The sequence below is a fragment of the Sphaerotilus sp. genome (assembly GCF_034519685.1).
Lineage (GTDB): Bacteria > Pseudomonadota > Gammaproteobacteria > Burkholderiales > Burkholderiaceae_C > Sphaerotilus.
Genome location: NZ_JAXHOF010000007.1, coordinates 33457 through 57995 on the forward strand (window position 1 = coordinate 33457; position 24539 = coordinate 57995).

Annotated in this window: 25 protein-coding genes and 1 pseudogene; 11 read left to right on the forward strand and 15 right to left on the reverse strand. The window is 70.2% G+C overall.

The annotated features are described in order from the left end of the window. The first annotated feature begins 104 nt into the window (after positions 1 to 104). The 6 genes from U5O44_RS21990 to U5O44_RS22015 are packed head-to-tail and all read left to right on the forward strand — an operon-like array spanning position 105 to position 5898. Entirely contained in the window at positions 105 to 2204 is a 2100-nt protein-coding gene (locus U5O44_RS21990) for a two-component system sensor histidine kinase NtrB (RefSeq protein ID WP_322590577.1), read from the forward strand. Continuing rightward, entirely contained in the window at positions 2201 to 2848 is a 648-nt protein-coding gene (locus U5O44_RS21995; RefSeq protein ID WP_322590578.1) for a response regulator transcription factor, read from the forward strand. The genes U5O44_RS21990 and U5O44_RS21995 overlap by 4 nt, the downstream gene beginning before the upstream one ends. 38 nt (positions 2849 to 2886) lie before the next feature. Further along, positions 2887 to 3891, forward strand: a complete 1005-nt coding sequence (gene thiL / locus U5O44_RS22000) for a thiamine-phosphate kinase (RefSeq protein WP_322590579.1) — start codon at positions 2887 to 2889, stop codon at positions 3889 to 3891. Positions 3892 to 3905: 14 nt separating this feature from the next. Continuing rightward, a complete protein-coding gene (locus tag U5O44_RS22005) occupies positions 3906 to 4475 on the forward strand; it encodes a phosphatidylglycerophosphatase A family protein (RefSeq protein ID WP_322590580.1) in 570 nt (189 codons plus the stop codon). Next, positions 4475 to 4987 (forward strand): CinA family protein, encoded by a 513-nt coding sequence (locus U5O44_RS22010; RefSeq protein ID WP_322590581.1) that lies wholly within the window; start codon positions 4475 to 4477, stop codon positions 4985 to 4987. The genes U5O44_RS22005 and U5O44_RS22010 overlap by 1 nt, the downstream gene beginning before the upstream one ends. Next, the gene (locus tag U5O44_RS22015) at positions 4984 to 5898 is read left to right on the forward strand and encodes a 2-hydroxyacid dehydrogenase (RefSeq protein ID WP_322590582.1); all 915 of its coding nucleotides are present in this window, start codon (positions 4984 to 4986) and stop codon (positions 5896 to 5898) included. Before U5O44_RS22010 ends, U5O44_RS22015 begins: the two co-directional genes overlap by 4 nt. Positions 5899 to 5934: 36 nt before the next feature. On the opposite strand, the gene U5O44_RS22020 is transcribed toward U5O44_RS22015, so the two are convergent. The 6 genes from U5O44_RS22020 to U5O44_RS22045 all read right to left on the reverse strand — a co-directional run bounded on the left by U5O44_RS22020 (position 5935) and on the right by U5O44_RS22045 (position 14032). Beyond that, complete coding sequence (locus U5O44_RS22020) at positions 5935 to 8385, reverse strand: putative bifunctional diguanylate cyclase/phosphodiesterase (protein WP_322590583.1); 2451 nt, start codon at positions 8383 to 8385, stop codon at positions 5935 to 5937. Continuing rightward, the gene (locus U5O44_RS22025; protein ID WP_322590584.1) at positions 8382 to 8987 is read right to left on the reverse strand and encodes a methylamine utilization protein; all 606 of its coding nucleotides are present in this window, start codon (positions 8985 to 8987) and stop codon (positions 8382 to 8384) included. Before U5O44_RS22025 ends, U5O44_RS22020 begins: the two co-directional genes overlap by 4 nt. Positions 8988 to 9203: 216 nt before the next feature. Beyond that, a complete protein-coding gene (gene holA, locus U5O44_RS22030) occupies positions 9204 to 10295 on the reverse strand; it encodes a DNA polymerase III subunit delta (protein WP_322590585.1) in 1092 nt (363 codons plus the stop codon). Positions 10296 to 10323: 28 nt separating this feature from the next. Further along, positions 10324 to 10815, reverse strand: coding sequence for an LPS-assembly lipoprotein LptE (locus tag U5O44_RS22035; protein ID WP_322590586.1), 492 nt, complete (start codon positions 10813 to 10815; stop codon positions 10324 to 10326). A gap of 117 nt (positions 10816 to 10932) precedes the next feature. Beyond that, positions 10933 to 13596: a leucine--tRNA ligase gene (gene leuS / locus U5O44_RS22040; protein ID WP_322590587.1), complete on the reverse strand. Its 2664-nt coding sequence runs from the start codon at positions 13594 to 13596 to the stop codon at positions 10933 to 10935. Between the two features lie 52 nt (positions 13597 to 13648). Beyond that, positions 13649 to 14032, reverse strand: coding sequence for a TfoX/Sxy family protein (locus U5O44_RS22045; RefSeq protein ID WP_322590588.1), 384 nt, complete (start codon positions 14030 to 14032; stop codon positions 13649 to 13651). A 141-nt stretch (positions 14033 to 14173) separates the two neighbouring features. On the opposite strand from U5O44_RS22045, the gene U5O44_RS22050 reads away from it, so the two are divergent. After that, on the forward strand, positions 14174 to 15109 hold the full coding sequence (locus U5O44_RS22050) for an IS5 family transposase (RefSeq protein WP_322590589.1): 936 nt from the start codon (positions 14174 to 14176) through the stop codon (positions 15107 to 15109). 193 nt (positions 15110 to 15302) lie between these two features. On the opposite strand, the gene U5O44_RS22055 is transcribed toward U5O44_RS22050, so the two are convergent. Together U5O44_RS22055 and U5O44_RS22060 are read right to left on the reverse strand one after the other, a co-directional pair. Then, positions 15303 to 16382 (reverse strand): alkene reductase, encoded by a 1080-nt coding sequence (locus U5O44_RS22055; RefSeq protein ID WP_322590590.1) that lies wholly within the window; start codon positions 16380 to 16382, stop codon positions 15303 to 15305. Between the two features lie 108 nt (positions 16383 to 16490). Further along, the gene (locus tag U5O44_RS22060) at positions 16491 to 16979 is read right to left on the reverse strand and encodes a MarR family winged helix-turn-helix transcriptional regulator (protein ID WP_322590591.1); all 489 of its coding nucleotides are present in this window, start codon (positions 16977 to 16979) and stop codon (positions 16491 to 16493) included. 43 nt (positions 16980 to 17022) lie between these two features. Between U5O44_RS22060 and U5O44_RS22065 the strand changes: the two genes are divergently transcribed. Continuing rightward, positions 17023 to 17775, forward strand: a complete 753-nt coding sequence (locus U5O44_RS22065; protein WP_322590592.1) for a siderophore-interacting protein — start codon at positions 17023 to 17025, stop codon at positions 17773 to 17775. Positions 17776 to 17816: 41 nt separating this feature from the next. Continuing rightward, a complete protein-coding gene (locus U5O44_RS22070; RefSeq protein ID WP_322590593.1) occupies positions 17817 to 19121 on the forward strand; it encodes a PQQ-dependent sugar dehydrogenase in 1305 nt (434 codons plus the stop codon). Between the two features lie 11 nt (positions 19122 to 19132). On the opposite strand, the gene U5O44_RS22075 is transcribed toward U5O44_RS22070, so the two are convergent. From U5O44_RS22075 to U5O44_RS22090, 4 genes are all read right to left on the reverse strand, one after another. Then, positions 19133 to 19453 carry a 2TM domain-containing protein gene (locus U5O44_RS22075; RefSeq protein WP_322590594.1) on the reverse strand — a complete coding sequence of 107 codons (321 nt, stop codon included), beginning with the start codon at positions 19451 to 19453 and terminating at the stop codon, positions 19133 to 19135. Between the two features lie 116 nt (positions 19454 to 19569). Then, positions 19570 to 20352, reverse strand: a complete 783-nt coding sequence (locus U5O44_RS22080; protein ID WP_322590595.1) for a tRNA-uridine aminocarboxypropyltransferase — start codon at positions 20350 to 20352, stop codon at positions 19570 to 19572. Positions 20353 to 20370: 18 nt separating this feature from the next. Then, positions 20371 to 20949 (reverse strand): DedA family protein, encoded by a 579-nt coding sequence (locus tag U5O44_RS22085; RefSeq protein WP_322590596.1) that lies wholly within the window; start codon positions 20947 to 20949, stop codon positions 20371 to 20373. Then, on the reverse strand, positions 20946 to 21260 hold the full coding sequence (locus U5O44_RS22090; RefSeq protein ID WP_322590597.1) for a hypothetical protein: 315 nt from the start codon (positions 21258 to 21260) through the stop codon (positions 20946 to 20948). The genes U5O44_RS22085 and U5O44_RS22090 overlap by 4 nt, the downstream gene beginning before the upstream one ends. A 343-nt stretch (positions 21261 to 21603) precedes the next feature. Here U5O44_RS22090 and U5O44_RS22095 point away from each other — a divergent pair. Further along, positions 21604 to 21726: pseudogene (locus U5O44_RS22095) on the forward strand (VOC family protein); the annotation flags it as partial. Between the two features lie 63 nt (positions 21727 to 21789). Here U5O44_RS22095 and U5O44_RS22100 read toward each other — a convergent pair. Next, positions 21790 to 21993 (reverse strand): hypothetical protein, encoded by a 204-nt coding sequence (locus U5O44_RS22100; RefSeq protein WP_322590598.1) that lies wholly within the window; start codon positions 21991 to 21993, stop codon positions 21790 to 21792. A 116-nt stretch (positions 21994 to 22109) separates the two neighbouring features. On the opposite strand from U5O44_RS22100, the gene U5O44_RS22105 reads away from it, so the two are divergent. Next, positions 22110 to 22853, forward strand: a complete 744-nt coding sequence (locus U5O44_RS22105) for a LysR family transcriptional regulator (RefSeq protein ID WP_322590599.1) — start codon at positions 22110 to 22112, stop codon at positions 22851 to 22853. A gap of 45 nt (positions 22854 to 22898) precedes the next feature. On the opposite strand, the gene U5O44_RS22110 is transcribed toward U5O44_RS22105, so the two are convergent. After that, positions 22899 to 23894, reverse strand: a complete 996-nt coding sequence (locus U5O44_RS22110; RefSeq protein WP_322590600.1) for a DUF3616 domain-containing protein — start codon at positions 23892 to 23894, stop codon at positions 22899 to 22901. Between the two features lie 19 nt (positions 23895 to 23913). After that, positions 23914 to 24396, reverse strand: a complete 483-nt coding sequence (locus U5O44_RS22115; protein ID WP_322590601.1) for a GreA/GreB family elongation factor — start codon at positions 24394 to 24396, stop codon at positions 23914 to 23916. Positions 24397 to 24539 lie beyond the last annotated feature (143 nt).

A 24539-nucleotide genomic window follows, 5' to 3' on the forward strand; every position in this document is an offset into this window, starting at 1 on the left:
GCCATGCACGTCTGACATGGCTGGACATGGTCGGCCGGAACGCAGGCTCTGTCATGCGCGAAACTGCGTAGCACCCGCCGCCGCCTGCGCTCGATACTGGCGCCATGCCGTCGTCCGCCGTCCCGCCTCCGCCGCCCTCCTCGCCGACTGCCCTGTCGGCGCTGCTGGCCAATGTCTCGCGGCGCTGGCAGGGCACGCCCCTGTGGATCGCGCTGGTCGCGCTGGTGATCACGGTCCAGGCTGCGCTGCTCTGGCTCACCTGGCAGCAGGAACAGAGCCAGCGCCAGGAAGAGGTGGATGCTGCGGCCGTGGCAGTCTCAGCGGACGTGCGCCAGCGCCTGCTGGACAACGCCCAGGCCATGCAGCGTCTGCTGTGGGAGCAGGGGCGCCCGGACTCCTGGCTGACCCAGGCCGCCCAGCTCCTGCGGGAGCGGCCCGAATTGCTGCGCGTCGAGCGTCGGGCGGCCGACTTTTCCGTGGTGGATGTCGTCGTCTCGGCCATCCACCCGGCGCAGTTCCAGGCCATTCCACGCAGCGGCATGTCGGTCGATGCGGAGATCGCCTGTGCCTATGCGCGCCGCTTTGCCTCGCCGTCCTACTCGCGCACCTATTTCCTGCCGAATCCGAACGGCCTGGGGCTGGAGGTGGTCGACCTGTGCATTCCACTGACCCAGGAGAGCAACGCCGCCGACGCGGTGGTGGTCACGCTGGGGCTGTCGGACCTGCTGCGGGTGGCGATTCCGGCGGAACTGGTGCGCCGCCACGAAGTGCTGCTGGTGGAAGCCGACGGCACCCGGCTGGCCCGGACCGGCTCGCGACGGGGCGCCGGCGTGTTCATTGCCGACCGGCTGGTCGACGTCTCGGGCTTCACGGCGGTGGTGCGGCTGAACAGCCTGCAGGGCGTCCCGCGGCTGATTCCGAACCTGAGTGCAGCGCTGGCGGTGCTGCTGTCGGTGGCCCTCGGTGTCGTGATCCTGCTGCTGGTGCACGACATGCGCCGGCGCTCGGCCGCCGAGCAGGCACTGGCCGAGGCCCTGACCTTCCGCAAGGCCATGGAGGACTCGCTGGTCACCGGCCTGCGCGCCCGCACCCCCGACGGCCGCATCACCTATGTCAACCCCGCCTTCTGCCAGATGGTCGGCTACGAGGCCGACGAGCTGCTGCAGGCCGTGACCCCGCCCTACTGGCCCCCCGAGATGGCCGCGCTCTACACCGAGCGCCAGCGCGAGCGCAACGCCGGCAACGCCCCGCCACGCGAGGGCCACGAGACCGTGTTCATGCGCCGCGATGGCGAGCGCTTCCCGGTGCTGATCTTCGAAGCGCCGCTGGTCGACGCCCGCGGCCGCCCGAACGGCTGGATGAGCACCGTGCTCGACGTCAGCGCCCAACGCCGCATGGAGGAACTCTCGCGCCAGCAGCAGGACAAGCTCCAGGCGGCGGCCCGGCTGGCGACGATGGGCGAGATGGCCACCCTGCTCAGCCACGAGCTGAACCAGCCGCTGGCCGCCATCGCCAGCTACGCCACCGGCAGCCTCAACCTGATGCCCGAGACGCCGGACGACCCGCCCGCCGACCTCGACACCCAGTTGATGATCCGCCAGGCCGTGGCCCGCATCGCCGAGCAGGCCGAACGCGCCGGCCGCGTGATCCGCAGCGTGCACCAGTTCGTGCGCCGGCGCGAGCGGCTGCGCGAAAACGTGCGGGCGGGCGAGCTGATCGAGGCCGTGCTGCCGCTGGTGCGTCTGACCGCGCGGCGCAGCAACACCCGCATCGAGGTCGATGTGCCCGAGCCGCCGCCGCGGGTGTCCTGCGACCGGACGATGGTGGAGCAGGTGCTGCTCAATCTGGCGCGCAACGGCATCCAGGCCATGGAAGAGGACGACACCCTGCCGCTGAACGAGCGCATGCTGCGGCTGGAGGTGCGCCAGACCAGCGAGCGCTGGATCAGCTTCGGCCTGACCGACCACGGCCCCGGCATTCCCGACGCGGTGGCACGCCAGCTCTTCACGCCATTCTTCAGCACCAAGCCCGAAGGCATGGGCATCGGGCTGGCGATGTGCCGCACCGTGATCGAGCAGCACGGCGGCGCGCTCGACTTCAGCCCCGGCCCGGATGGCCGCGGCACCACGTTCCGGTTTACGCTCCCGTCTTCGTCGCCGGTTCCGCCGCCCCCCACCGCCCCCATCCCGAGCCCCCCGCCATGACTGCACGCGTCCAGACCCAGAGTGGCACGGTCTTCGTCGTCGACGACGAGGAAGTGTTGCGCGATGCCCTGTCCTGGCTGCTGCGCTCGCGCCGGCTGCTGCCGCGGGCCTATGCCTCGGCCGACGAGTTCTGGACCGCGATCGAGAAACACGACGTGCGCCCCGACTCGCCCGCCTGCCTGCTGCTGGACATGCGCATGCCCGGCATGAACGGCATGGCCTTGTTCGAGCGGCTGATCGAGCGCGGCTGGCTCGACGTGCTGCCGGTGATCTTCCTGACCGGCCACGCCGACGTGGCAACCGCCGTGCTGGCGGTCAAGCGCGGCGCCTTCGACTTCGTCGAGAAACCGTTCTCGGACAATGCGCTGGTCGACCGCGTGGTGGAAGCCCTCGGCCGCAGCGAACAAGCCCTGGCCCGGCTGCGCGAACGCGAAGTCCTGCGCCGCCATCTGGCCGACCTCACCGAGCGCGAGCTGGAGGTGATGCGCCTGGTGACCGCCGGGCGCGCCAACAAGCAGATCGCCGACACCCTCGACATCAGCGTGCGCACCGTGGAAGTCCACCGCGCGCGGGTGTTCGACAAGATGGACGTGAAATCGGCGGTCGAGCTGGCCAATGTGCTGCGCGGCGCCGGACTCGACTGACACACCAGAACTGCACGGAAGAAAGCCACCACATCCCCATGGCCCTCGGAGAATTCGACCTCATCGCCCGCCACTTCACGCGCCCCGCCCGGCGCAATCCACTCGGCGTCGGCGACGACTGCGCGCTGATCGCCCCCGCACCCGGCATGCAGCTCGCGGTGTCGAGCGACATGCTGGTGGAGGGCCGGCATTTCCTGTCCACCGTGGCACCCGAGCGGCTCGGCCACAAGGCGCTGGCGGTGAACCTGTCGGACCTGGCCGCGTGTGGCGCCCGGCCGCTGGCCTACACGCTGGCGCTGGCGCTGCCCCGGGCCGACGACACCTTCCTCGCCGGCCTGGCCCGCGGCCTGCACGCCCTGGCCGACCGCCACGACCTCGACCTCGTCGGTGGCGACACGACCGCCGGGCCGCTGAACCTGTGCCTCACCATCTTCGGCGAAGTGCCGGCCAGCGCCGCGCTGCTGCGCAGTGGTGCGCGACCGGGGGATGAACTCTGGGTCAGCCATCCGCTCGGCGAAGACGAACCCGGATGGCTCGGCGACGCCCGGCTGGCGCTGGAGGTCTTCCGCGGCACGCCGGGCCTGCAGGTGCCGGGCGCGGCCTTCGACCACCTGCGGCTGGCGATGGAATGCCCCGAGCCGCGGGTCGCGCTCGGACTGGCGCTGCGCGGCGTGGCGACGAGCGCGATCGACGTGTCAGATGGCCTGCTCGGCGATCTGCAGCACGTGCTACGCCGCTCGGGCGCAGACGGCCGCGCGCTCGGCGTGGTCCTCGACGCCGACGCCCTGCCCCGCAGCCCGCTGATGCGCCTGCAGACCACCGCGCTGCAGCACGAATGCCTGCTCGCCGGCGGCGACGACTACGAGCTGCTGTTCACCGCCGCGCCTGCCGACCACGGCGCCGTCCTGACCGCCGGGGAACGCAGCGCCACCGGCGTGCGCTGCATCGGCCGCATCACCACTGAGAGCGGCACCACAGTCCACGACCGCCACGGCCACCGCGTCGCCACGCCCTGGGCGTCGTTCGACCATTTCCGCAGCTGATGCCGAGAGCCTCCATGAACGTCCCCGTCGATGACGTGACCGATGTCGAAACCCCGCCCGCCCCGAAGCGGCGTGTCGGCCCGCGGTTCCTGCTGAGCCACCCGGCGCACTTTCTGGCGCTGGGCGGCGGCAGTGGCCTGAGCCCGGTCGCGCCGGGCACGGCGGGCACGCTGTGGGCCTGGGTGGCGTTTGCGGTGCTGAATGTCTGGCTCGACAGCGCGGGCTGGGGCTGGACATTGCTCGGCGGCTTCTTCGTCGGCTGGTGGGCCTGCACGGTCGCCGCCACCAACGCCGGCATCGCCGACCCGGGCTTCATCGTGTGGGACGAGGTGCTGGCCTTCTGGCTGATCCTGTGGGTGCTGACGCCAGCGAGCTTCGGGCTGCAGCTCATCGCCTTTGCGCTGTTCCGCTACTTCGATGCTGCCAAGCCCGGCCCCGTGCGCTGGGCCGACCAGCGCTTCAAGGGCGGAGGCTGGCGTGGCGGCTTCGGCATCCTGTTCGACGATCTGGTCGCCGCCGGCTGCACGCTGTTCACCCTCGCCGTCGGCACGGCACTCGCCCGCCTTGTACCGGGAGCCCTCTGATGTCCGATCTCCACACCGACCGCACCGACCACACCGACCATGTGGTCCACCGCCTCGCCGACCTGCTGCGCCCGTCCGGCTGGCACCTGGCCACCGCCGAGAGCTGCACCGGCGGCATGATCGCCGCCGCCTGCACCGATCTGGCCGGGTCGAGTGACTGGTTCGACCGCGGCTTCGTCACCTACAGCAATGCCGCCAAGTCGGAGATGCTCGGCGTGGACCCGGCGCTGATCGCCCGCGACGGTGCCGTCAGCGAATCCGTCGCCCACGCGATGGCCGCGGGCGCCCAGCGCGAGGCGGGGGTCGAAGTGGCCGTGGCGGTCACCGGCATCGCCGGACCGGGCGGCGGCAGCGAGGCCAAGCCGGTCGGCACCGTCTGGTTCGCCTGGGCGCTGCCGGGCTGGATCTGGACGGAATGCCGCCACTTCGAGGGCGACCGCGCCGCCGTGCGTGCCCAGACCCGCGACCATGCGCTGGCGGTGCTGGTGTCGGCGCTGCAGGCCATGCCGTGAGCGCCACGCCGGGACCGATCGCGCTGGCCTGCCGCTTCGACGCGCAGGAATGGGCCGAATGGCGGCCTGCGCTCGCCGCCGCATTGCCTGGCGACACGCTGGTGCGCGCCGGCGATCCGGACCACGACCCGGCCACGGTCGAGATCGCCATCGTCGCCAACCCGCCCGCCGGCGCGCTGCAGCGCTACCCGCGGCTGCGGCTGGTGCAGTCGCTGTGGGCCGGGGTCGACAAGCTGCTGGCCGATCCGACGCTGCCTGCCGACCTGCCAATCGTGCGCATGGTCGATCCGGCCATGAACGCCGCGATGGCGGAGACAGCGCTGTGGGCGGTGCTGATGCTGCACCGCGGTTTCCATGTCTACGCCCGCCAGCAGCGCGAGGGTGTCTGGCAGCCGCAGGCCCAGCGCCGCGCCGACGCGGTGCAGGTCGGCGTACTCGGGCAGGGCCAGATGGGCGGCGAGGTCAGCCGGCGGCTGCGGATGCTGGGTTACCGGGTCAGCGGCTGGCGGCGCGGCGAGCCGCTCGGCCCGGTGCTGGCCAGCAGCGAGATCCTGGTCAACCTGCTGCCACTGACGCCGCACACCCGCGGCCTGATCGATGCGGCCGTGCTGCGGCAACTGCCGCGCGGCGCGGCGCTGGTGAACCTGGCCCGTGGCGCGCATGTGGTGGACGCCGACCTGCTGGCCGCGCTCGACGATGGCCAACTCGGCCATGCCGTGCTCGACGTGTTCCACCAGGAGCCGCTGCCGGCCGGTCACCGCTTCTGGACCCATCCCGCCGTCACCGTGCTGCCGCATGTCGCGGCGCAGACCGATGCGCACTCGGCCGCCCGGATCGTGGCGCAGAACCTGGCGGCCTGGCGCCGCGGCGAAGCGCTGGTGCATCAGGTCGACCGACGCGCGGGCTACTGATCCACAGCCGCCATCGCCGCGGCCCGCGTCCGAGGTTCAGAGCATCTCGGCGAAGTCGGTGTCGACGTGCAGCGCGTCGTCCGACGGCGAGCGCCAGCGCCCGACCCAGCCGAGGAACTCGTCCGCCGGCATCGGCCGCCCGATGCCGTAGCCCTGGCCCTCGTCACAGCCCAGCCGCGCCAGCAATGCCCAGGCCTTGTCGGTCTCCACGCCCTCGGCCACCACGGTCAGCCCGAGGTTGTGCGCCAGTCCGATGGTGGATTGCACGATGCGCGCGTCGTCCAGATCGCGCTCCATGTTGGTGACGAAGCTGCGGTCGATCTTCAGCTCGTCCACCGGCAGCCGCTTCAGGTAGGCCAGCGAGGAATAGCCGGTGCCGAAATCGTCGATCGACAGGCGCACGCCCAGTTCGTGCAGCTTCTGCAGCGTCTGCAGCGCGCGGGCAGGGTCGTCCATGATCGCGCTCTCGGTGATCTCCAGGCACAGCCGTGCCGCCGAGACGCGGTGCCGGTCCAGCAGCTGGCGCACACGGTCCGCCAACTCCGGGTCGAGCAGGTCGCGGGTCGAGAGGTTGATGCTGAGCTTCATCACCAGGCCGGCGTCCTGCCAGTCCTGCAGCGTCTGCACGCCGGCCGCCAGCATCCAGGTGGTGATCTGGCGGATGAAGCCGGTCTGCTCCGCAAAGGGGATGAACTGCATCGGCGGCACCAGCCCGCGCTGCGGATGGTGCCAGCGCACCAGCGCCTCGCCGCCGAGCACCCGGCCGGATTTCAGGTCCACCTTGGGCTGCACGAACAGGCGCAGCTCCCGCTGGTCGATGGCCTGGCGCAGTTCGCTCAGCAGCGACAGCGAGGCGCTGCTGCGGGTGTCCATCGAGGCGTCGTAGGCCAGCACGCCCAGCTGGCGGCGCTTGGCGGCGTACATCGCCACCTCGACCAGGCCGAGCAGGATCTTCGGGTCGGTTGCATGTTCGGGCGCGAAGGCGATGCCCAGACTGGCACTGAGGTCGATGGTGTGCTCGTCCAGCCGCATCGGCAGGTCCAGCACGGCCAGCAGCGCACGCGCCACCTCGCAGGCCTGCTCCAGCCCGTCGCTGGGCAGCAGCAGACCGAACTCGTCCCCACTCAGACGGGCGAGCACCACCTCCGGACGGCGACAGCAGCCGGTCAGGCGCTGCGCCACCTCGCACAGCAGCCGGTCCCCGAGCTGGTGGCCGAGCACGTCGTTGACATGCTTGAAGCGGTCGAGGTCGAGCATCATCACCGCCACCGGCGCCACCACGCCGGCGGCGTCCGGCTGCAGGCGCTCGCGCAGCACCTCGACGAACCGGGCGCGGTTGGGCAAGCCGGTCAGCGTATCCTGGTAGGCCAGCCGGGTGATGGTCTGCGTGCGCTGCTGCACGGCCAGACGGGTCGACTCGAACGCTTGTGCCAGCTGCACCAGCTCGTCGCCCACCACCCGCTCGTCGGGCACGCGCACGGGGGTGTCGTAGTCGGCGCTGCGCAGGCGCTCGGCCGCGCGCCGCAGCCCGCGGATCGGCCGGCTCAGGCGCCGCGCCGTCATGGCCCCGCCGACGGTGAACACCAACACCCCCAGCACGGTGAGCAGCAGCAAGGTGAGCTGCAGCCGCTCGAACGGCGCCACCGCCGCGTCCACCGAATGCGCCAGCACCAGCCGCAGGGGCGGCGCCGTGCCGGCAGTGACCACCCCCGTGTCGAGGATGAACTCGCAGCTCCGCCAGCGCGCATCGGCTTCGCGCAACTCGCGGCCGCAGGGGGGCGCTGTCGCCGGGTGCGCCGCCAGGGCCTCGCCCGCATCCACGAATGTCGTCAGCAGGGTGCGGTTCGGTGAGCCATGGTGCAGCACGGCCCCCCGCAGCCCGGTGATGGCGGCCAGCTGCTGCAGCACCGACTGGTCAAGCACGAAGCCCATCACCACCCAGCCCACTGTGCGCGGCGCCCGCACCGGCACCGCCACCAGCTGGTAGGCGCGGCCCTCGATCAGCGTCAGCCGGGCATGCTGCACGGGCGTGTTGCCCGGAGATCCGGCCATCGCCGCCAGCCGTGCCCCGGGCAGCAGCGTGGACACGCGGTCCACATGGAGTCCGGTCGCGGCCACTGGCCGCCAGACCGGGTCGGTGTAGACCACCAGCGAGGCGCCGATGCGCCGACCGTGGTTCTCCAATGCATCGCCCAGCGTGGCCACATCGCGGCTGTTCACCGCCGAGCGGAAACCGAAATCGGCCGCCAGCAGCGCCGCCGCCTCGGACAGGCGCTCGGCGCGCTGCTCCAGCAAGCGGGTGAACACGCGCTGGCCGGTCTGCAGATCATTGTCGATCGCGCGCGTGGCGCTCTGCCCGATTGCACCGTTCACCAGCATCAGGCTGATGCCCTGCACCAGCAGCAGCAGCAGCAGGAAGGGGCCGACGATGCGCCGCTCCAGCCCGCTCAGGCGCCAGCCCGACAGCCTGGCCACCAGTCCGTTCATGGCGTCCCCACCGGCAGCGACACGACCACGGCCGGCGCACCGGCCGCGCCCACCGTCAGCGTGCGGGACTGCAGATCGGTGCCTTCGCGCATCTGGGGATGCCAGGTGCGCAGGCGGTGTGTGCCAGCGGGCAGGTCCAGCACCAGCTGCCCGCCCGCATCCGTGCGGCCGAACAGCGGCGTGTCGACCACCACGACCGTGCCGATCATCTGGTCATGGATGTTGCACCCGAGCGTGACCACACCCGCACGGTCGAACAGCACGGGGCTCGACGGCCGACCGTTGTAGAGCTTCAGCTCGAAGGTCTTGGCCGGCGAGAAGGAATAGACGTGGTGGCGCACGGTGTCGAGATTGGGAAAATCGACCGCGGTGCCGGTCTGCACCACCAGCAGGCCGGGCTCGAAGGTGCGCTGGCGCTGGCTGATCTCGGCGCGCACGCCGGGCGCGGCCGTCCGGGCCACGCCGCCCACCTCGACCGCGACCACCGCCCCGGCCAATGCCTTGCCGGCCGGATCCCGGACCTGCACCGCGACACTCGCCGCCTGCGCCCCACCCGACAGACACAGCCCCCACACCAGGGCCAGCATCGGCGCCTGTCTCATGGCGGGCACCTGGGCTGCAACGGAAACCGGGATGTGCACATGCTGGTGGGGTCTGGGGGTACGGGCCGACCGGCCGTCGAAGGAAATTCCCGACCATCATGGCGCACAGACGCTCGGCGGCAAGCCGCAAAAACTGGGCAAAAACGGGCGGTTCCCGGGCGTTCCACCCGATTGGCAGAGGGACTGCATGGACCGGGGCGGGGAAGCCCGCCCGTCTCAGGCCGACAGCGCCAGCCGCGGCCCCTTGCGCTGCACCGCCTGCACCGTCAGCAGCACCAGCCGCCGCAGCGCCGCCCACGGCTCGGCCGGCCACAGCGGATCGGGCACGCCCTTGACGATGCCGTCCACCGTGTGCGCGGCGGCCACCAGCGCGGTGAGCGTGGCGGCGTCGAGCTGCGGCACGACGCGCTCGAACAGCTTTTCCTTCACGCCCCAGACCCGCGCGTCGCGCAGGGCCAGCGGCAGCGGCTTGCCCTGCAGCGTGGCGGCGTGGACCCGCTGCAGCCCGCGCAGGTCATCGGCCAGCGTCCAGTGGACCAGCACCGCCGCCTCGCCCTCCGCCTCCAGCCCGTCGAGCATGCGCAATGCGCGGGCCACCTGCCCCGCCAGCACCGCCTCGCCGAGCTTGAACACGTCGTAGCGTGCCACGTTGAGCACGGCCGACTCGATCTGCTCACGGCGCAGCACAGCCGGCGGGCCGCGCAAGTCGGCCGGGGCGTGCAGCAGCGCCAGCTTGCTGATCTCCTGGTGCGCGGCGAGCAGGTTGCCCTCGATGCGGTCGGCGAAGAAGGCCAGCGCGTGCTGCCCCGCCTCGCCATCCTCGATGCGCAGGCCCTGCGCGGCCAGCCGCTGCGCGATCCACTGCGGCAGCGCGCGGCGCTCCACCGGGTCGATGCGAATGCTCAAGCCGGCGCCGTCCAGCGCGGTGAACCACGCGCTGGTCTGCTGCGTGCGGTCGAGCTTGGGCAGCAGGATGAGCGTCAGGTTGTCCTCGGACAGCGTCTCGACATAGCGCTGCAATGCCTCGGAGCCATCCTTGCCCGGCTTGCCCGACGGAATGCGGATCTCGATCAGGCGCCGGTCGGCGAACAGGCTCAGCGCGCTGGCCTCGCCGAGCAGGCCGGACCAGTCGAAATGCGCCCCGGCAACGGTGTGGACGCTGCGCTCGCTGTAGCCGGCGGCGCGGGCGGCGGCGCGGATCGCATCCGCCGCTTCCTGCACCAGCAGCGGCTCGTCGCCATGGACGACATAGAGCGGGCGCAGGCCCTTGGCGAGGGCGGCGGGGAGTTGGTCGGCGCGGAGTTGCATGGAAGGAGGCTCGGAAGGCTCGACCGCGTCAACCCGGCGTCAATGCTGCCAGCCGCCGCAGCACCTGCGCCGCCAGGTCCGTGTGCATCGAGCGGAACAGCAGCGCGATCTCCTGCTCCTTGGCCAGCGCGGTGGTTTCGCTGTAGCTCACGTCGCGGGTCAGCATCAGCTCGGTCGGGGCGATCCGCTCGGCGCCGGCCGGCGTGCGGGCCTTGAAGCGCAGCCGCGCCCGCAGCGTCAGCTCGCGCACCTGCCCGGTCGCGGTGGAGGCGGCCACCACCTGCTCCCGCGCGTCCTCCAGCACCTCCAGCACCACATCCGCCTCGGCGGCGGTCTCGGTCAGCACCACGCCGGGGCTGGCGCGCAGTTGCCGGCGCAGCTCGTCGCCCATCGGCGAATAGGCGTCGAAGCCGGCGAGGAAGACGCGCTTCAACTGCAGCTCCGGCGGGCGGCGCAGCTGGAAGCCGCAGCCCGCCAGCGCCGAGACCGTCACCGCCAGCACGACCAGCCGCCGCCGCATCACGCCCCCCTCCCGTCATGCCCGCGCACGCGGGCACCCACGCACGCCACCACCGGCATTGCGGCGGGTGGGTTCCCGCTTTCGCGGGAATGACGGGGCGCGGGGGTGTCGGCCATGTCAGACCACCACGTTCACGAGACGACCAGGCACGACGATGATCTTCTTCGGCGGCTTGCCCTCGGCGAACTTCGCCACCTCGGCGCTGGCCGCTGCCACGGCTTCGATCGCCGCCTTGTCGGCGCCGGCCGGCACCTTGATCGAGCCGCGCGTCTTGCCGTTGACCTGCAGCACGAGTTCGATCTCGTCCTGCACCAGCGCTGCCTCGTCCACCGGCGGCCACGGCGCGTCGAGCAGGTCGCCCAGCCGTGCCGAGAAGCCCAGCGTGCGCCAGAGGCTGAAGGTCAGGTGCGGACAGGCCGGGTAGAGCATGCGCAGCAGCAGCGACACCCCTTCGCACAGCACGGCGTGGTCGCCTGCGCTGCCATCGGTCTTGAACGCTTCGAGCGCGTTGAGCACCTTCATGCAGCCGGACACCACGGTGTTGTACTGCATGCGCTCATAGTCATGGCTGACCTGGCGCAGCGCCAGATGCAGCTCCCGGCGCAGCGTCTTCGCCTCGCCGCGCAGCGCCGCGCCGCTGAGGTCGCCGCCCGTCGCGGCGCAGAGTGCCGCCTCGTGCTTCGCCGCAAAGCCCCACACGCGCTTCAGGAAGCGGTGCGCGCCCTCGACGCCCGAGTCGTTCCACTCCAGCGTCTGCTCCGGCGGGCTGGCGAACATCACGAACAGCCGGGCCGTGTCGGCGCCGTATTGGTTGATGAGATCCTGCGGATCGACGCCGTTGTTCTTCGACTTGGACATCGTGCCCACGCCGCCGTAGTCCACCGCCGAGCCGTCGGACTTCAGCTTGGCGCCGATGACGGTCTTGCCGCCCGCGTCGAAGACATTCTCGACCTCGTGCGGCCAGAAATACTCGATGCCGCCCTTGTCGGTGCGGCGCGAGTAGATGTGGTTGAGCACCATGCCCTGCGTCAGCAGCTTGGTGAACGGCTCGTTGACCTTCACCAGCTTCAGGTCGCGCATCACCTTGGTCCAGAAGCGGGCGTAGAGCAGGTGCAGGATCGCGTGCTCGATGCCGCCGATGTACTGGTCCATCGGCATCCAGTAGTCGGTGCCTGCGGCGACCATCTGGTCCGGGTTGCGCGCGTCGCAGTAGCGCATGAAGTACCACGACGAGTCCACGAAGGTGTCCATCGTGTCCGTCTCGCGCTGCGCCGGCTTGCCGCAGCACGGGCAGGCGACGTTCAGGAAGTCGGTGCGTTTCTTCAGCGGGTTGCCCGAGCCATCCGGCACGCAGTCGATCGGCAGCACGACCGGCAGATCCTTCTCGGGCACCGGCACCGCGCCGCAGTCGTCGCAGTGGATGATCGGGATCGGCGTGCCCCAGTAGCGCTGGCGGCTGATGCCCCAGTCGCGCAGGCGCCAGGTGGTCTTCTTCTCGCCGAGGCCCTTGGCGCCGACGAGTTCGGCCACCTTGGAGACCGCCTCCTTGCACGGCAGCCCGTCCAGCACGCCCGAGTTGACGCACACGGCGCGCTGCTTGTCGCCGTACCAGTCGGCCCAGGCGTCGAGCGAGAACACCTCGTCGCCGGCCTTCACGACCTGCTTGATCTCGATGCCGTACTTCTTGGCAAACGCAAAATCGCGCTCGTCATGCGCCGGCACGCCCATCACGGCGCCGTCGCCGTAGCTCATCAGCACGTAGTTGCCGATCCAGACCTCGACCTGCGCGCCGGTCAGCGGGTGCGTGACGAACAGGCCCGTGGGCATGCCCTTCTTTTCCTGCGTGGCGAGTTCGGCTTCGGTCGTGCCGCCCTGGGCGCATTCGGCGATGAAGGCGGCCAGCGCCGGGTTCGTCGCAGCGGCGTGTGCGGCCAGCGGGTGCTCCGGCGCCACGGCGCAGAAGGTCACGCCCATGATCGTGTCGGCGCGCGTCGTGAAGACATACAGCCGGCCGCCCTGGATCAGCGCCCCATCGGCGCCCGCGATCTCGTGCGGGAAGGCGAAGCGCACGCCCTCGCTCTTGCCGATCCAGTTTTCCTGCATCAGCCGCACGCGCTCGGGCCAGCCGCTGAGGTAGTTCGGGTCTTCCGGGTTGGCGACCGCGCCGAGCAGCTCGTCGGCGTACTGGACGATGTTCAGGTAGTAGCCGGGGATCTCGCGCTTCTCGACCACCGCGCCCGAGCGCCAGCCCTTGCCGTCGATCACCTGCTCGTTGGCCAGCACGGTCATGTCCACCGGATCCCAGTTGACAACCTGCGTGCGGCGCTCGGCGATGCCGGCCTCCAGCATCTTCAGGAACAGCCACTGGTTCCACTTGTAGTACTCGGGGTCGCAGGTGGCGACCTCGCGCGACCAGTCGATCGCCAGCCCCATCGCCTGCATCTGGGTCTTCATGTAGGCGATGTTCTCGCGTGTCCACTTCTCGGGCGGCACGGCGTTCTTCAGCGCGGCGTTCTCCGCCGGCAGCCCGAAGGCGTCCCAGCCCATCGGCATCAGGACGTTGTAGCCCTTCATGCGCAGCTGACGGGTCAGCATGTCGTTGATGGTGTAGTTGCGCACATGGCCCATGTGCAGCTTGCCCGACGGGTACGGCAGCATCGAGCAGGCGTAGAACTTCGGCTTCGTCTGGTCTTCGGTGACGCGGTAGGCCTCGGCGGCGCGCCAGGCGGTCTGGGCGGCGGATTCGATGGCGGTGGGGTCGTAGCGGTCGGGGAGGCTCATGGCGGCGCGGAACTCGTGGACTGGCGGCGGGCGAGGACGCCCAATCCACGGATTATCGCGTGCCAGGCTTGGCGCTCCGGGACACCTTCGCTGGCCGCGGTGTCCGGGGCTTCGGCACGGGCAAGGCCTCGCAGGTCACCAGCAGCAGCCGCGCCAGCGCCTCGCGCTCGTCGATCAGGTCCGACGCCAGGAAGTATGGCTTCGCGCTCGGAAACGGCAGCCCCATCGCGGCCTGCGGCCCGAGCAGCGCGCGGCCTGCGTCGGTCGGCTTGACGAAGAGCTGGTTGTCGCAGACCAGCGCGACGACCTTGGCGTCCAGGTAGAGCGCGTACTCGCCGAACATCTTGCGGTGCGAGAAGGCGCCGAAGCCGTGGAGCTGGTCGGCGAGGTGGTCGATGAAGGTGCGGTCGGTGGACATGGTCTTGAGAGGCGTCACGGTGCAGCGAGATGTCGAAGGAAGAACTTCGCCACTGCTTCGTTCAACGCGGGGACTTGTCTGGCTCGATCAAATCCAGAGGGCTTTGTTGCACAACCCACCCCGCCGGCCGATGGTCGAGCGGTGAGGTAGGCTGACAGGATGAGCAAGCCGACCAAGCAGAAGTACGTTACGAAGAACTGGGCGCCGTACACGAAGGCGCTGAGGGCGCGGGGCTCGCTGACGATGTGGCTGGACCGGGACATGGCGTGGCAGGCCGCACCGGTCAGCGGCAAGCCGGGGCGACCGGCGATGTACAGCGACGCGGCGGTGCAGTGCTGCCTGACGATGAAGGTGCTGTTCGGACTGGCGCTGCGCCAGACGCAGGGGTTCGTGCAGAGCGTGCTGGGGCTGTCGGGGCTGGAGTGGCAGGCGCCGGACTACAGCACGATGAGCCGCCGGGAGAAGCGGCTGACGGTGGAGATCAAGGCCAGGCCGAGCCGGGGCGGGCTGCACCTGCTGGTGGACTCGACGGGCATCAAGATGCTGGGCGAAGGCGAGTGGAAGACCAAGAAGCACGGGGCGGAGTACCGCAGGCAGTGGCGCAAGGTTCACCTGGGGATCGACGCCCAGACGCTGGAGATCCGGGCGATCGAGGTGACGGACAACGGCGTGGGTGACGCACCGATGCTGCCGGAACTGCTCGGGCAGATTCCGGCAGAGGAGGTGGTGCTGTCGGTGAGCGGGGACGGGGCGTATGACACGCAGGGCTGCCACGACGCGATCGCCGAACGAGGGGCCGAAGCGGTGATACCGACGCGCAAGAACGCCCAGCCGTGGAAGGCCAAGCGCCCGGGGGCGGCAGCACGCAACGAGATACTGCGGGCGACGAACCGGCTGGGCCGGGGGATCTGGAAGAAGTGGAGCGGCTATCACCGGCGCTCGCTGGTGGAGACGAAGATGCGCTGCTTCAAGCTGCTGGGCGAGCGGGTGATGGCACGCACCTTCGAGCGCCAGGTGGTGGAGTTGCAGGTGCGAGCTGCAGTGCTCAACCGATTCACCCACCTGGGCACCCCGGTGACGCAGGCTGTGGCGTAACTCCGTCTGGGGTCAGGGGAAACTCGGCTTCGGCGGAGTTGTGCAACAAAGCCCACTGCGGGCAATGGCTTCGTCCAGGTCGGGCCGCGCGGGAAGTCGCAAGACTCCCCGGCCCTTCTCCGGAGCGCCACAGGGGTTCTCTTCCACGGACTGGCCGCCCCCTTGTGCGCGCCCCAGCGCAGTCAGCGCAACCTCACGCAGCGCCGTGCGTCGCGTAGTCCGTGTAGCCCTTGGCGCCCGGCGTGTAGAAGGTGCCGAAGTCCGGCGCGGTCAACGGCGCACCGGCCTGCATCCGGGCAACCAAGTCCGGGTTCGAGATGAAGGGGCGACCGAAGGCGATGAGGTCCGCCTGTCCGTCGGCCAGTGCCTGCTCGGCGCTGGTGGCATCAAAACCACCAGCCAGGATGAACGGCCCGTCGAACGCCGCCCGCAAAGCCGCCTTCAGCGCAGCCGGCACCGCAGGCGCCCCCATCGCCGAATGGTCCAGCACATGCAGGTACATCAGCCCGAGCGCGGAGAGTTCCTGCACCAGCGCGAGGAACTGCGCGTCCACCTCGGCGTAGGAGCCGGTGCCATTGAACACGCCGTGCGGCGACAGGCGGATGCCGACACGCTCGGCGCCGATCGCGTCCGCCGTGGCACGGGCGACTTCCAGTGCAAAACGGTTGCGGCCGGCGATGCTGCCGCCGTAGCCGTCGGTGCGGGTGTTGACGTTGGCGTTGAGGAACTGCTCGATCAGGTAGCCGTTGGCCGCGTGCAGCTCGATGCCGTCGAAGCCGGCCTCGATCGCCAGCCGCGCCGACTCAGCATATTCCGCCACCGTGTGGGCGATGTCGGCTTCGGTCATGGCACGGGCGGGGCTGTGCGGCTGCATACCAAGCGCGTCCACATACATCTCGCCGGGGCAGACACCGTCGACCGGGCCGAGCACTTCGCCGCCCGCCGGCAGGTTGGCGACATGGGTGACGCGGCCGGTGTGCATGAGCTGGATCACGATCTTGCCGCCCTGGGCGTGCACGGCGTCGGTGACCAGCTTCCAGCCGGCGACCTGCGCGGCGTTGAACAGACCGGGGATGCGGGCATAGCCGACGCCGTTCGGCGACGGCGAGGTGCCCTCGGTGATGAGCAGGCCGGCGGTGGCGCGCTGGGCGTAGTAGGTGGCCATCAGGGCGTTCGGCGTGGCAGCCTCGACGGCGCGGCTGCGGGTCATCGGCGCCATGGCGGTGCGGTTGCGCAGGGTCAGGGCGCGGACTTGAACGGGATCGAACAGCATGGAGATTCCTGGCTCTGGTGGAAAGGTCCGGCGCAGATGGGGGCAGGCGCGCAAAAATCCATGCCCACGGTAGGCGCCAACGCCGGCACCAGCGCCAGCCCCGCAGGATCAGGCGTCCGGCCGAGGCGCTGCACTGGCGTCGGTCTTCGGCGCAGCCAGGTTCTCCCGCACCCGCTGCAGCAGCCGCTGCAACTGCCGCTGCTCGTCCTCGCTCAAGCCCGCCACCGCCTGCACCGCCAGGTGCGCGGAGGCCTGCTCCAGCGCCTCCAGCACCGCATGTCCCTGCGCCGTCAGCGCCAGCCGCACGCTGCGCCGGTCCGTCTCGTCGGCCTGCCCACCGAGCAGGCCTTGTTCGCGCAGGCCCTTGATGAGCCGGGCGAGCTGCGCCTTGTCGCGCCCGCTGTGCAGGGCCAGATCGGTCTGGGTTGCCCCCGGGTGGCGGGCGAAGAAGCCGAGCACCTTGGTCTCCATGTGCGTGATGGCGTGCAGGCCGTCGCGCAGCACCTGGTATTGCTGCGAGCGCACCTGGTGCATGACCGTGTGGATCAGCTCCAGCACCGGCTCCGAATGGTTGACATTGTCCAATGATTTGCGCATCATGGATGACATTATCCACCATTCACCTGCTCGCCCCAACACCATGACCCTGGCCCTCGACCGCTCCCCCGCCCACCGCATCCAGCGCGTGCGCCACGAACTCCGTCGCCGCGACCTGACCGTGCTGTGCGTCGACACGCCCAGCCCCGGCTTCCGCCGCATCACCTTCACCGGCAGCGACCTGGCGGGGTTCACCAGCGCCTCGTTCGACGACCACATCAAGCTCGTCCTCGACGCCGCCGACGGCGGCGAGCCGGTGCGCCGCGACTACACGCCACGGCACTACGACGCCGCCGCCGGCACGCTGGCGATCGAGTTCGCGCTGCACGGCGACGGCCCCGCAGCAGCCTGGGCCGCGCAGGCCACGCCCGGCCAGCGCGCCACCATCGGCGGGCCGCGTGGCTCCTTCATCATCCCCACCGACGCCGACTGGCACCTGCTGGTCGGCGACGACACCGCCCTGCCCGCAGTCGCCCGCCGGCTGGAGGAACTGCCGGCCAGCGCCCGCGCCTTCGCCGTGCTGCATGTGGCCGATGCGGCCGACCGGCGCGCGCTGCCAAGTGCGGCCAGCGTGCAGGTGCAGTGGGTCGACAGCGGTGCGGCGCTGGCCGACGCCGTGCGCGCGCTGGACCTGCCCGGCGGCGAGGGCTTTGCCTGGGGCGCGGGCGAAGCGGGGGCGATGGCGGCCGTGCGGCGCGTGCTGGTCGACGAGCGGGGACTGGACCGCCAGGCGGTGCGGGTCTCGGCCTACTGGAAGCAAGGTGCCGCGGCGCACCACGAGCACATCGAAACTTGACGCGGATTAACATGCGCCCTCCCCAGAAGAGGAGTGGTGCCATGAGTTCGTCGAACGTGCTTGCGCAGATCGTTGCCCTGGCGGGCAGTGCCGCCATCCGCTGGCGCCGTCGGCAAGGTCCGGTGCCCGCGCAGGCGGTCGGCACTGCGCCGACCATCCCGGAAGCCCGCCCGCAAGGCCGCATGCCCACGCTCAAGATGCCGACGGCCCGAGGCTGGGCACCGGGCCAGGCGCCGACGGCAGCGCCGGGTCTGCGCGTCAACGCCTTCGCCACCGGCCTCGACCACCCGCGCTGGATGCTGGTGCTGCCCAACGGCGATGTCACCGTCGCCGAGGCCTGCTTCCTGCCCGGCGAGGTCAACTCGCTGTTCGACCACGCGATGGTCAGCACGATGAAACGCGCCGCCGCCACCGGCGTCAGCCCGAACCGCATCACCCTGCTGCGCGACACCGACCGCGACGGCGTGGCCGAGACCCGCGAGACCTTCCTGTCCGGCCTGAGCCAGCCTTTCGGCATGGCGCTGCTGGGCGAGACCTTCTATGTGGGCAACACCGACGGCGTGGTGGCCTTTCCCTACACGCCGGGCGCGCTGCGGATCCACGCCACCGGCCGGCCCGTGGCCGCGTTCAAGCCGGGCGGCCACTGGACCCGCAGCCTGCTGCCCAGCCCGGACGGCCGCACGCTCTACGCCGGCGTCGGCTCGCTGAGCAACATCGCCGAGAACGGCTTCGAGGTGGAGGAAGGCCGCGCCTGCATCTACGCCATCGACGTCGCCACGGGCGAGCGCCGCCTGTTTGCCGGTGGGCTGCGCAACCCGGTCGGGCTGGCGTGGGAGCCGGTGACGGGGGCGCTGTGGACGGTGGTGAACGAGCGCGACGGGCTGGGCGATGAAACCCCGCCGGACTACCTCACCTCGGTCCGCGAGGGCGGCTTCTACGGCTGGCCCTACAGCTACTGGGGCGGCACGGTGGACGACCGCGTGCCGCAGGACGCGGCGGCGGTCGCCCGCGCCACCGCGCCCGACTACGCGCTCGGCGGCCACACCGCCTCGCTCGGCCTGTGCTGGATGCCCGCCGGCACCCTGCCCGGCTTCCCCGACGGCATGGTCATCGGCCAGCACGGTTCCTGGAACCGCAGCACGCTCAGCGGCTACCGGGTGATCTTCATCCCCTTCGTCAACGGCAAGCCCGCCGGCCCGCCGCGGGACATCCTGAGCGGATTCCTCGCACCGGACGAATCGGCGTCCTACGGGCGGCCGGTCGGCGTGACGATCGGGGCGGATGGCCGCAGCCTGCTGGTGGCCGACGATGTGGGCAACGCGATCTGGCGGGTGACGGCGGCCTGAACCGCCGGGGCTCAGTCCCGCGTGCGCAGCCGCTCGACTTCGCGGGCGACCATCCGCTCGCGCAGCCCCTGCGTGCGGAACTGCAGTCTGGCGAACACCACCGTGCCGTGGATCGCCAGACCAAACGCCCAGCCCCACAGCGGCACATGCAGGCCGCGCTCGCCGCCCGTGACCGCGTGCAGCGTGAGCAGGCCCAGGTTCACCAGCGTGAACACCAGCGCGTGGAGGAAGAAGCCCATCTTCAGCTTGACGCGGCGACGCGCCTGCCGCTGCAGGGCGGCGTCCGTGGTGTCCAGGGAAACGTCGGCGGCGGCGGTGTTGGCGGTGTGCATGGCGAACCTTTCTGGTCGGCGGGACCGTGTGGGAAGGAATGCCTGCAGTGTGGGCCGCCCCCGCGCGATCGACCAGCCATTTGCGATGAAGCGCCGCGCGCAGGGCGCCAGACGCCTCAGCGCGGCGCGAACGGCGTCGCCGCGGGCGGATGCAGCGCCCGCAGCCGCTGGTGCGCGTCGTCCTCGGCATCCGGCGGCACGCTCTGCCGGGCGCGCAGGTAGCGGCTGCTGAACACGTCCAGCCACGCCCCCAGCACCTGCGCCGCGTGCGCCTCGCCCGCCATCGCCAGGCACAGCGCGGCGACCTCGGCGGTGCAGAAATGGTGCGTGTGCGTGGAGCGGCGCAGCCGGTAGCGCGAGCACTGGTCCGGGTGCAGGCTCAGCACCGGGAAGCGGTTCAGCCACGGACTCTTGCGGAAGATCTTGCAGGCCTCGGACCAGGTGCCGTCCAGCAGGATGAACAGCGGGCGCGGTGTGGACACCGCCTCCTCCACCGACGCTGGCACCGGCCCCGACGTCGGCGCCAGTGTGGTCACCACCCGCTCCGGCGCGGCGAACTCGGCCGGGAACACCACCACCGGCTGCCACTGCGGATCGTCCAGCAGGGCCAGCAGCGCCGGATCCACCGCCACCCGCGACCAGCCAAACGCTGCCGTGTCCGGCACGACATCGGCCACCAGCCAGCCCGTGTTGCTCGGCTTGAGCGACTCGAACGCGGCCATCAGCAGGCAGAACCCGGCGCGGGTCGGCACCACCGGCTGCAGCGCGCACAGGCAGTGGCTCGGGATCAGACGGCAGCGGGGACAGCGGTCCTTGCGCGGCGGGCCACGGTCGAGGTGCGGGCGGGTGAGGCTGGTCGCGAGGCAGGTGGCGCGCAGGCGGGCAACGGCGTGGGGCATGGCGGGGAACATAGCGGCTCAACCGCGACGCAACAGCGCGTAGGCACCCACACCCAGCAGCAGCAGGCCCACCAGCACGCCCGAGACATCACTCGCCATCTGGCTCAGCGCCTCCCAGTTGTCGGCGAACAGCAGCCCCAGTCCACCGAACAGCAACACCCAGATCACCTCTCCCACCACCACGGCCATCAGGAAACGAGGCCAGGGAAACCGGGTAGAGCCTGCGATCAAGTTCACAGGCAGGGCGATCGGCGTGAACAAGAACCGGCTCAGAAACACGGTCCAGATGCCCCAACGCTCGAACTGTTGCTCGGCTGATCGCCAAGCCTTCGAGTCTTTCCAGCGCGACGTGATCCGCTCTCCCACCAGGCGGCCCAGCAGGTAGCTGCAGCCATCCCCCGCCACGGCTGCCACCACGGCAACGCCTGCAGCCGCCTGCCAGCCCATCACACCGTGCTGGCTGAAGGCTCCGGTGGCCACCAGCAGCATCGTGGCCGGCAAAGGCACCCCCAGGGCTGCGAAAAACAGCGTCCCGCCCAACACCAGCGCACCGTGGTTCAGCAAGCTGGTGAGCAGGAATTCGGTGAGGTCCGTCACTTGGCCGCTCCTGTGGGCGGCGTGCGTTCAAGAATCATCTCTTCGATGAGGCGTCGGGCGGCGACGGGGTCAAGGTTGGCTTCCTCGCTCCAGTCGTGAACACTTCGGTCATCAAAGCCCGTGGCGGGCAAGCCCAAGGCCTGACGCAGCTGGACTTGCGGCACGCCATACACCTGCTCGATGTAGGGCAGCGTCATCCAGCCCCGCAGGGTTTCCACCTTGATGTCGCCACTGGCAACACGCTGGTTGAACTGAACCTGTTTCCAGGCCCGCCAGCCAAACCCCACCACCAGCGCCAGACCGAGCAGCATCACCACCACCGCCAGCCAGCGGCGGATCTGCCTCGGTACAGCGGGTTGGGGTGGCGATGGCTTCATGGGCATTCAACATGATGTCATGTGTGCAAGGCGGGGCATCCTGTCAGCGCGGTGGAGGATGCCGCCATGCACCGCTGGTTCGAGACTCGGGTCATCGCCGATCGCTGGCCGCCGGCGGCGCCGCAAGGGCTGTTGCCTTTGGACGATGAGTGACCATCGCTGCGGTTCGGGCTGGCGGCAGATGGACACCCCCCGTGCTGTGCCAGACGTTTTCAGAAGGACGGAAGATCGTCTGGTACGACGGCGCGGCAGGCGCGATGCACCGCGCACCGGGCAGGAAACCGACCACTACTGGAACGTGATCGTCGGCCACGGCGAGCAGACGAGCCAGTGCGGGTGGTGCAAGGACCGGTGGAGCGTGTCGTCGCAGATCACGCTGCGGGCCTTGATCGCAGCGATCGAGGCGGCACGGCGGGGTTGACGCCTGCCAAGGGCCTCACCAGCAAGATCAGAATCGGTCGGCTCAGCGTGCGGCAGCGAACGGCACGGCCCGCGTGCAGCCCCAGAGCACGAAGGCGGCCAGCGCCAGCAGCACCAGGTTCATCGGCAGCACCACGGCTTCGCCGCGCATCAGGTGAAAGCCCATCGCCAGCACCCCCTGCGCGAGCCACAGGAAGGTGCCGAGCAGCTTGCGGGGCTGAACAGGAACAAGGGTGTCGGTGGTCATGTCCTTTGCGAGTAGGGCGGCTGGTGATCAGCCGCACAGGCGCAACGTTACGGCCCTTGACCCATGGACGGAAGCGATCATCTTTTGATGCTTTCCATCCATGAAAGAGATGAAAAGTGATCGGTAGCCTGACCCTGGACCAACTTCGCGTGCTCGTGGCCATCGAGGATACCGGCAGCTTCTCCGCCGCCGGACGTCGCTTGAGGCGTGTGCAATCGGCCATCAGCCACACCGTCCAGACGCTCGAAGAAGCGCAGGGCCTGTTGCTGTTCGACCGCAGTTCCCGGACGCCGCGGTTCACTGAGGCCGGTCGCGCGCTCGCCGCACAGGCGCGTCAGGTGCTGCGGCAGGCCGAGGTGTTCGAGCGCACAGCCCAGGCCATCGCGGCCGGGCTGGAGCCCGAGTTGCCGATCGCGATCGACAGCTTCGTGCCGACACCGCCGGTCATTCGCAGCTTCGCGGGCCTGCAGGCGCAACACCCGGACCTGGCGGTCACGCTCTACACCGAGGGCATGGGCTCGGCGGAGCGGCCAGGCCCGAGCTACAGCGTGGTCAGCACCCGGCTCTGGCGCTTCGTCGACATTGCGCGGCGTCTGGAATTCCTGCTGGCGGGCTTCGGATGGGGCACGATGCCGCGGCATCTGGTCCAAGCACATCTCGACGCGGGATCGCTGGTGGCACTGAACATCGACGATCCAGGGGTGACACCGCCCTCGATCGGCCTCTTCGCCGTTCACGATCGCAAGCGCCCGCTGGGCATCGGCGCGCGTTGGCTGCTGGCGGAATTGCAGCGTCAGACCTGGCTCGGGGGAGGTGAGCCCGGACCGCAGACCTCAGGTACCGTCGGCGCATGCACCTGACACCAAGAAAGTTCGACCCAATCGGCGGCGTGGCCTCCTCTGCGCTCAGGGTTGCAGCGTGATGCTGCGGAACTCCTGCGCGGTCATCGGCCGGTCCTTGCACGCCGTGCCGTTGGTCACGACGCCGCCGTCGTCGCTCAGCAGCTGCAAGGTGCCGCCACCTCCCAGCGGCTCGAACAGCACCTCCGGCCGGAAGCCGACGAGTTCGCTGCTGTCGACGATCCGCGGCGCGTCGTTCTTCTGGCCCGACCAGCGGTACAGCGTGAACGCACCAGCGTCGGCAGTCGGCCCGGCGACGATCCAGTAACCGCGGCCGTCCAGGGCGCGTTCGATGCTGCGAACACCACGGCCGCGCAGTTCGAGCAGGATGGGCTCGCCGAAGCGTGCCTTGCGCCCGGACACGGCCGTCACCAGTTCTGAGGGGTTGAGCAACGGCACCAGCAGCGCCCGACCGTTGGGCACCGGGCTGCGGAATCCCACCAGCAGGCTCCCATCGGGCATCGCCGCCAGCCCTTCGATGTTGAGCCCGCCGGGCGCCTCGGGTGCGAGCCGCGCGGCTTCGCCGAGACGCAGACCCGCCAACGTCGGCGCGGCGGCCAGGTCTTCGAGCAGACCGCGGTAAGGCGTTCCTGCCGGGGTGACGCCCGGCTGTGCACCCGGATCGATGTCGGTGGCGAAGAAGCGCTGCCTGTCGGACCGCAGCTTGCCCTTGCTGTTGCGGCCGTGCGAGGCGATCCAGTAAATGCGCTGGCCGACAGCCGCCGCAGCCTCAAGGTCCGACTCCTTGTTGCCGCTGTCGAGGAAGGCGGCGAGCGGCGCCTCGCCCATAGGCTCCGGCCGGCCTCGCCTGTAGACGCGCAGCGTATTGTCCTCGTCGCCCGCGACGACAAAATGATCGGCGTCCAGGGCGACAGCGGCCGATGCGTCGCATAGACCGCGGTAGGTCATGGCGGCGGAGGCGGGTGCGCCCGGCGCGGAGCCGGCGAACAGCGTCGTCAGCGCGAGGGCCGACAACATCGAATAGGCGTGGGGCAATGGCATGCTGATCCTTGCTTGCGGCTCAAAGCACCCGCAGCACCTCGAACTGGAGTCGCTTGGGGGCGACCTGTATCGACACCTCATCACCCTCGCATTTGCCCAGCAGGGCCTTGCCCAACGGGGCATCGGTGCTGATGACCTGGACGATCTGAGCGCCGCTGAGCAACTGCATGCTGCCGCCATCCGGGCCGAGAAAGAGCTGTTGCTGCTTGTCGCCAGCATCGACCAGGCAGACCAGCGCACCGAGCTGTATGCCTTTGCCAGCGTCGTAGGGCAGCGGGCGGAACTGGCGCCAGTGGGCCAGTGCCTGGCGGATGGCTGCGGCGCGACGGGCTTGGCCGGTGGCCAGGTAGGCAGCTTCGAGCCCCAGGGTGTCGTACTTGTTTTCGGCGATGTTTTCTTCGTGGGTCGCCGTTTCATGGGCCTCCCGCACGGCCTCTTCGGCCTGCAGCAGGTCTTCGGCGAGCCGTTGCAGGACCTGCTGCTGCAGCAAGAATTTATCCATGGGTACGGTGGGCATCTCGAACAAGCGGGGGGCTGGTCTTGATTATGGAGGGCTCCACCAGCCTTCGACGGGTCTGGTCTGTTCATGACACACCAGTCCCCATCTCCTTGGCAAAGCGAGCAGCCGCCCCGACGATGGTTGAC